At 44.3% G+C, this 6,989-nt stretch carries 9 protein-coding genes; 3 read left to right on the top strand and 6 right to left on the bottom strand.

Features of this window, described 5'->3' with window-relative positions; all coding sequences use genetic code 11:
• Window positions 1–89 precede the first annotated feature (89 nt).
• The 3 genes from AC5V8P_RS21755 to AC5V8P_RS21745 form a co-directional block, all read right to left on the bottom strand.
• On the bottom strand, window positions 90–1,172 hold the full coding sequence (locus tag AC5V8P_RS21755; RefSeq protein ID WP_064795526.1) for a bifunctional 3-deoxy-7-phosphoheptulonate synthase/chorismate mutase: 1,083 nt from the start codon (window positions 1,170–1,172) through the stop codon (window positions 90–92).
• A gap of 458 nt (window positions 1,173–1,630) precedes the next feature.
• Window positions 1,631–1,807: a hypothetical protein gene (locus tag AC5V8P_RS21750; RefSeq protein ID WP_196771804.1), complete on the bottom strand. Its 177-nt coding sequence runs from the start codon at window positions 1,805–1,807 to the stop codon at window positions 1,631–1,633.
• Between the two features lie 92 nt (window positions 1,808–1,899).
• Window positions 1,900–2,160, bottom strand: a complete 261-nt coding sequence (locus AC5V8P_RS21745) for a hypothetical protein (RefSeq protein ID WP_064795525.1) — start codon at window positions 2,158–2,160, stop codon at window positions 1,900–1,902.
• A 183-nt stretch (window positions 2,161–2,343) separates the two neighbouring features.
• Here AC5V8P_RS21745 and AC5V8P_RS21740 point away from each other — a divergent pair, with 183 nt between their 5' ends.
• Window positions 2,344–2,631, top strand: a complete 288-nt coding sequence (locus AC5V8P_RS21740) for a hypothetical protein (protein WP_064795524.1) — start codon at window positions 2,344–2,346, stop codon at window positions 2,629–2,631.
• A 132-nt stretch (window positions 2,632–2,763) separates the two neighbouring features.
• Window positions 2,764–4,653, top strand: coding sequence for a sensor histidine kinase (locus AC5V8P_RS21735; protein ID WP_064795523.1), 1,890 nt, complete (start codon window positions 2,764–2,766; stop codon window positions 4,651–4,653).
• Between the two features lie 99 nt (window positions 4,654–4,752).
• Here AC5V8P_RS21735 and AC5V8P_RS21730 read toward each other — a convergent pair whose 3' ends face one another.
• Entirely contained in the window at window positions 4,753–4,989 is a 237-nt protein-coding gene (locus tag AC5V8P_RS21730; RefSeq protein WP_063212439.1) for an NHLP leader peptide family RiPP precursor, read from the bottom strand.
• A 75-nt stretch (window positions 4,990–5,064) separates the two neighbouring features.
• Window positions 5,065–6,000, bottom strand: coding sequence for a hypothetical protein (locus tag AC5V8P_RS21725; RefSeq protein ID WP_064795522.1), 936 nt, complete (start codon window positions 5,998–6,000; stop codon window positions 5,065–5,067).
• Window positions 6,001–6,191: 191 nt separating this feature from the next.
• Between AC5V8P_RS21725 and AC5V8P_RS21720 the strand changes: the two genes are divergently transcribed.
• Window positions 6,192–6,671, top strand: a complete 480-nt coding sequence (locus tag AC5V8P_RS21720; RefSeq protein ID WP_064795521.1) for a hypothetical protein — start codon at window positions 6,192–6,194, stop codon at window positions 6,669–6,671.
• A 48-nt stretch (window positions 6,672–6,719) separates the two neighbouring features.
• Here AC5V8P_RS21720 and AC5V8P_RS21715 read toward each other — a convergent pair.
• Window positions 6,720–6,989: PepSY domain-containing protein (locus AC5V8P_RS21715; RefSeq protein WP_495473853.1), on the bottom strand; the 270-nt coding region annotated here is incomplete at its 5' end.

Raw genomic sequence — 6,989 nt, 5'->3', positions numbered from 1 at the left:
TCCATGAGCCTAATTTGTTGAATGCTGTGTTTAGGATGATAACCTTTTAGGTATTCTTTTTATTGAAGATTTTAGGCATAAAGTTAGTTTTACGCTTTGAACAAACCGGATTCTTTGACTTCAGACAGGAATTTATGGAACTCAGGTATGTTCAGCTGTTGCTGGGCGTCGGACAAAGCAACTGCCGGGTTCGGGTGAACTTCTACCATGATCCCGTCAGCACCAGCTGCCAGGGCAGCTTTGGCGCAAGGGGCCAGGATGTCCTTACGTCCTGTAGAGTGAGTCACGTCCACCAATACAGGCAGATGGCTTTCTTTTTTCAAAATCGGAACCGCGGAAATATCCAGCGTGTTGCGTGTCCATTTTTCATACGTACGAATACCGCGTTCAATCAGCATGACTTGCGTGTTGCCACGGGAAACGATGTATTCGGCAGCATGCAGGAACTCCTCCATGGTCGCAGCCAGTCCGCGTTTGAGCAGAACCGGAGTTCTGGTTTCACCCGCAGCTTTAAGCAATTCAAAGTTATGCATGTTGCGCGCGCCAATTTGAATAATATCGATGTATGGGATTGCTTCCTCCAAATGTCTTGGATCGACGATTTCACTGATTGTAGCCAGCCCGAACTCGTCGCCTACGCGCTTGAGGATTTGCAGGCCTTCGATACCTAGCCCTTGGAAATCGTACGGAGAGGTACGCGGTTTGAACGCACCACCACGCAGAATCGGTACACCGGCTTCCTTGAGAGCCGCACCTACCTCGCGCGTTTGCTGGTAGCTTTCTACTGAGCAAGGCCCTGCAACCATGATGGAGGCTTTGCCGCCCACCAGCGTATCCTTAACCTTGATAACCGTGCTATCTGGCTGATTTTTACGGCTGACGATCAGATGTTTTTTATGTTCCTCTTTTTGATAGTTCAGAGAAGCTTTAAAAATATCTTTGAACAACTGGCGAATCGTAGCATCGTCGAAAGGTCCACGATTAGCTGCGATCAGCTTGTCCAGCATTTGTTGCTCACGCACTGGATCAAAGTCAGGTACTCCTTGAGCTTCTTTCAATTTTCCAAGCTGTCCCGCCAGTTCAGCGCGTTGGGACAGCAGCTCCAGCAATTGCAAGTTGGTAGCATCGAGCTGTTCCCGCAACAGTTCCAAAGAGTTTTCATTGGTTGACATACAGTACACCCTTCCCGAATTTAAATTGTTTTTTCTTTCAGCCCGAAGACCTTTTGCAGAAAATAACACAAAAAGGCACTCGTCGCAGGGACGAATGCCGTGGTACCACCCTAATTACAGAAGTATACATACAAGTCGTCAACGTCATTCAATTGACGGCAGTAACCTCTGAGCTTGATGCCCGTAACGGGGGCTTCCGGATACCTCTACAGCGAACAAAGGAATGCATCCTTCTATCGGTTCAAGGCTCGACTCGGGAGTGAATTTCAACGCAGGATTGCGGTACGCTCTCAGCAATACGTACCTTTCTGTGGGAATCCGTTAGACGTTTACTTGTCTCCGTCCATGTCTTTGTTCATGGTAATCAAAAGATTTGACCTTATTTTAAACAAAGTGGATGCAGAAGGCAAGCCCTGATTTTCCGATTCTATTTTTTGCATTCCCTATCTGTCCTTTCATCATGCCTGATCTTTGGGTTCAGGCTCCGCAGATGCTACTCCTCGTGGGTTATCTTCGTTAGAGGTATCGTCGGTATGGGTCTTGTCCGCAGTTCTGCGGTCGTCTGCTTCCACAGGATTCAGGGCTCTATAGCGTTTGTACTCCATATCAGCCTGAGACATCGGATCTTTGTACATAGGAGATCGGTCAACTCCTTTCAGTGTATACCCTTCATTACCCGCAGAGCAGGAAGGGAAACCGCTTTCTTGCCCCTTATAACATGAAGTGATTAATCCAGAATATCGTCGCTATCCAGTTGTTCTTCTTCATCCCCATCGGTACCGTTCAGCAAATCTGTACCATGCAGGAATTCAGCAGGCGCAGAAGGATCAGCAGGACTGTTGGGAACCAGTTCATCAGCATCTGGAATATCCTCCAGAGGAGTATCCGGTCCCTCGATCAGATTCTCCCAGTTTGTTTCTGCATTTTGCAGGGAAGGCTCAAAATCATGATCCTGTAGCTCCGTATTTGGATTGTTGCGATTGGCCATCTAACTCAGCTCCTTTACTTTTTGCTGCTTAATTCGACCTTACCCAAACTGCAGAACGGCTAAACCTTGTGTTAGTGTGTCTGCAAGAAGTTAAAATCATGCGATCAGGGAGTTGCTCTTTCCCAATTCGCGTTTTTTTTATAAATGCTGTGATATGATAAAGAAGAGCTGGAGGGATATGAATTGGAATGGTACATGTTTGGTCCGATGATTAGCCGGATTCGAGTAGGTCAAAAGGCATCTACCCCAGGCTATTCGCGTACCGTTATTCGGCGCTCGGATGGTTTATACTGGACAGATGGCGGACAGGCCGGAAAAATAGTAGAAATACGTGATTATTTATTCTCTGATATTTGGACGATATATGAGGATGAAGAATGTGAACCTTGGATTAGGGTCAGAGAGCAGATGGAGCGGCGTGAACAGGAAATGATCATTAATCAATATGAAGATTTTACAAATAATGATTAAAAAGAACATGATACCCTTATTATGAAGAAGGTATGAACATCATCGTATAGAATAATATAATTTTAGGACGAGAAAATTGTTAAAACATATACAAACTTGTAAATCCTACTATGTAACTTTGAGGTGCTTAATATGAGGCATGTGCCCAAAGCTGTCGCCGCTCTGCTAGCGGTCATTGTGATACTATTGTCGCTGGACCCTACTGGCTATGCAGCCAAAATGACCCCGGAAATTGAGAATAATATACCCTCCTGGGATATGAGATGGGGAGCAGAAAACGAGGATGGCTCTTTAGATGAGGTAAAGGATCCCAGTAAGGCGTGGATGCATATTGAAGATGATACACAACTGCTCAAGCAGCCGGGTAATAGAGGCACCGCGTGGATTCGTATTAAGTTACCTTCACTAAATGATGAGACACCAGCGATACTTTTTGAAAATATTTATGGCAGACATATTACGCTGTATAAAGATGGTACCAATTTTTATGAATCCTACCGTGGATACAATTATGAGAATAATCGCATTCTGATTCCGCTGAAGCCAGATGACAGCGGCAAAACATTATACATATGGACGGAAAGCAGCAAGCATAGACTGGGCATTAGCGGAAATGTGTTAACCGGGGATTATCGTGACTTGCTGGGAACCTTGGTCAGAATTGATATTTTGGATATTGTTCTAGGCAGTACATTTATCTTTATCGCGCTGATACTGCTGATCTGCTCGTTTTTCCTGTTCCGCCCGAGCATGGCCATGTGGCTGTCCCTAAGCGCGATTGTATTGTCTATCGGTCTGCTGATCGTAACGTATTCGCCATTTTTGTACACGTTCTACCGCAGCTATGGCAAGCTGTATTTACAACTGTTTGATGTGGCGTTGTTTATTCTGCTGCCTTCCTTAGCCTTCTTTTTTGAACAAAATATCAATTCGATTATACTGATTCGCAAATTTAGAAAAGTGTTAACCGCCTACTCTTTGTTCTGCTTCACCATGATGATTGTGAATCTAGGAGCACAGGAGCGACTGAACAATATATATTATTTTTTCAGTGTCAATATCCTCTGTATATTACTCGTAGCTTTGCTGGTCCTTCTGGTATTCGCTTCGGTTCGCATGGCCCTTAAAGGAGACCGTGAAGCGATTATTTTATCGACAGGATTTGCATTTTTTGCTGTCATCTCTATTACAGAACTAAGCTGGTTCTTCATTCGGGACGGACACTACAATATGTTTCTATGGAAATGGGGCGTGTTTGGCTTTGTCCTGGCATTGATTGCGATCTTGGGCAGAAGGCTGGCGGAAAAGCACAAGCAGGTAGTTCGGTATTCCAGAGAACTGGAGATGTTCAATAATGAGCTTCAACGTTCGGAGAAAATGGAGATTATTAGTGATTTGGCTGCATCTGTAGCTCATGAGGTACGCAATCCGCTCCAGGTTACACGTGGATTTCTTCAGTTGATGAGCAAGCAGGAGGATGGTAAGAACAAAGACTATCTGCATATCGCTCTGGAGGAGCTGGATCGCGCTTCCGCGATTATTACCGATTTTCTGACTTTTGCCAAACCAGAGTTTGAACATACCAAAACGTTGACCATTTTGGATGAGTTCAAACATATTGAAGGAATCATCAGTCCGATGGCTAATTTGCAAGGTGGTAAAATTTCGCTGGATATTCCCCAGGAAATCAAAGTGAGGGGGAATTCTTCCAAATTCAAGCAGGCATTCATCAATATCATCAAAAACAGCATTGAAGCGCTGCGAGAACAAGGACATATTCATATATGGGCTTATGTGGACAATGGAGAAGCAGTCATTCATATTCGAGATAATGGTGAAGGGATGGATGCTCAGACCTTATCTAGACTAGGCGAACCTTATTTTTCGAATAAGACTAAAGGAACGGGTTTGGGGATGATGGTGACCTTTCGGATTATTGAGGCGATGAATGGTAAAATAACTTTTACAAGTGCAAAAGGGGTGGGAACAGAAGCGACCATCCGCTTCCCCGTAGCCGGATAAGATCCGGCTTTTTTTCGTTCGGAGAAAGCGGAGGAAGCTTACTGAGCCCACCCGCATGAGACTAAAAAGTTATAGCATAAATAAGCTGCAACGCACCAATTACCACATGGAGCGAGGTTTCTGGGATGCAGCCAGCACGCCGGAAGGGTCTGGAGGGATGACCAGGTAAAACTGATCAGGCGTTTCCTCTACCGTTTTGATTTGGATATGGTCGGGGATCACGACTCCTAACACATCACGAATTGCAGATTTAGGATCTGCCATCAGTTTTTCTCTGAAACTGGCATCCTCCCAAGCTTTTTGAATGACTTGTGTTTGAAGAACTTCAGTAGCCATCAAAATTCACCCTCTCATTCAATTGGTTATAATTACCTAGTTAGTATACCACGAAAGTCTCGGAAAAATCTAGGACTATTTCATATTTTTGGAGAGCCAATAGTCAAGTCCGCCTCTTCTCAAATGTGAGCGTCCGCCTTCAATTTCTGCCGCCTCTTCGCCCAGTTCTGCTGCGATGGAATGCGCAAAACTATGCAGATCATGGATGGAAGGCTCCATAGAATTGAGCTGCTGGACTGCTTGATCAGCAATGCTCACATAGCTGGTGAGCACGTCACGTACATAAATCGCTTCCTGAATTTGTTGTGGTCCTAGTCCTTCACAGTACGCTATCTTCTGTTCGGCACTAATATGGGACAATAGGCAGTTATAGCTATGTTCCACCAAATCTTCTGACCAATCCGCCCAATCATCCGACATTTGGAGGACCAGCAGTGCTAAATCCGTCATATGGGTAACGGTTTGAATCAGATCAGCATGGCCTGCGAGTAGTAAAGCACCCGTGCCAGCCATTTTTAGCGGGCTTGCTTTCAGTGCGACCTTATGTCGTTCCCCTTGAAAATAGTCCTCTGTTCCTTCGGATGTCACACTAACGGCCCATTCGTTCACATATGTCCGGGCATATGACCAAAAAGGAGAGGTTGCTGGAAAAAGGTCCTGATAAATGCTCAGACACTCGGTATAGAAAAGCTGGCTTAAGGCGAGTTGAATTTTACGGTTGTCTGCTGCTGTGTCCATCACATCGTCTTGAATAAAATAGTGCGCCATGATGAACACATTTCCGAGTGACAGCTTGCGACATACTTCGGAGGATAGTCCTGTGAGTTCCTGCAGCCAAAATGGAAGTAAATAGCATATATAATTACGTGTACTATCTTCCCGTAACGGATTAAACCGCGCCAGGAAGTCTAACCCCTCTTGATGAAAGGGTGCCGGAAATGCGGATGTCCGTTCCTCCGCTTGGCGGAATACCTTTTCCAATTCTTCTTTGTATGCAAAATACCATTCCATGGCTATCACCCGCATCTCTTATAAATGTTTTTATAGCGACCTCTGGTTGTTACCCGCCATTATACAACAGATTGCAATTTTCAAGAATTTGTTATTTTTGCGTAAAGAATGTTGTGAAAAGCATATAAAATGAATAAAAAAAGCTGAAAGAGAAAATATAGATGAAAAAGGGTGAAAGAAGGGTCTGCAACATGAATAAACAATGGAAATTGACCGCTGCTATCCTATATGGAGGAGTGATGATGTACGGTACTGCAAGTATTGCGGGAGCATCTGATATTGAATCGGCTACTTCGTTGCAAGCTCTCACTCCCAATGTTTCGGTCCAAGGAGAAGCCCGTCAGTGGAAGGTTGAACCACAGGGCAACGATCACGAGCACGGACATGTGCACAGACATAGACACGGTAAAAGACCTGGCGGCTTGAATCACCATCTCAACGAGAAAGTAGCCAGACTGCTGGGGATCACACCTGTCCAGTTAGAAAAAGAACTGGGACAAGGAAAATCGTTGGCCGAGGTTGCTAAAAGCAAAGGCATTCGAGAGGATCAGCTTATAGATAAATTGAAGAATGAAATGACCGTGGATTTGAAGCGGATTGTGAACCGTAAAGGTCCGATTACATTCGATCGTAAGTCTGGAACTTCGAAGGAAGCTCAATTGAAGCGATAGTCTGGGAGTAGGATCGTTTTATAAAAAAAGGATGGGGAACACCCATCCTTAAATTGCCACTTCTTTATCCTGCACAATGTCATATTTAGTTACTTTACCAGTGTATTTGTCTACATAATAGAATCCATAAGTAGCAATGTGATCAGGAAAGTCTTCGTAGGCTCTTAAAGAGTATTTTGTTCCTTCGATCCCTTCAACCATTACGTGTAAATTATATTTAGTGGCGTCGTTTTTTATTTTATCCAAAAGGATAGTGATTGCTTGATTTTCTGTAATAATTTTTTGCTGTTTACCTAAATACAGTTTATTACCATTGAT

This window comes from Paenibacillus sp. N119s (assembly GCF_059447605.1).
Note: the sequence above shows the minus strand (reverse complement) of the source record. Positions and strands in the feature narration are given on the sequence as shown.

Bases quoted from the DNA above. Each gene is read 5' to 3' on its own strand.
- AC5V8P_RS21755 (WP_064795526.1), bottom strand. From the start codon at position 1,172: ATGTCAACCAATGAAAACTCTTTGGAACTGTTGCGGGAACAGCTCGAT.
- AC5V8P_RS21750 (WP_196771804.1), bottom strand. From the start codon at position 1,807: ATGTACAAAGATCCGATGTCTCAGGCTGATATGGAGTACAAACGCTAT.
- AC5V8P_RS21745 (WP_064795525.1), bottom strand. From the start codon at position 2,160: ATGGCCAATCGCAACAATCCAAATACGGAGCTACAGGATCATGATTTT.
- AC5V8P_RS21735 (WP_064795523.1), top strand. From the start codon at position 2,764: ATGAGGCATGTGCCCAAAGCTGTCGCCGCTCTGCTAGCGGTCATTGTG.
- AC5V8P_RS21730 (WP_063212439.1), bottom strand. From the start codon at position 4,989: ATGGCTACTGAAGTTCTTCAAACACAAGTCATTCAAAAAGCTTGGGAG.
- AC5V8P_RS21725 (WP_064795522.1), bottom strand. From the start codon at position 6,000: ATGGAATGGTATTTTGCATACAAAGAAGAATTGGAAAAGGTATTCCGC.
- AC5V8P_RS21720 (WP_064795521.1), top strand. From the start codon at position 6,192: ATGAATAAACAATGGAAATTGACCGCTGCTATCCTATATGGAGGAGTG.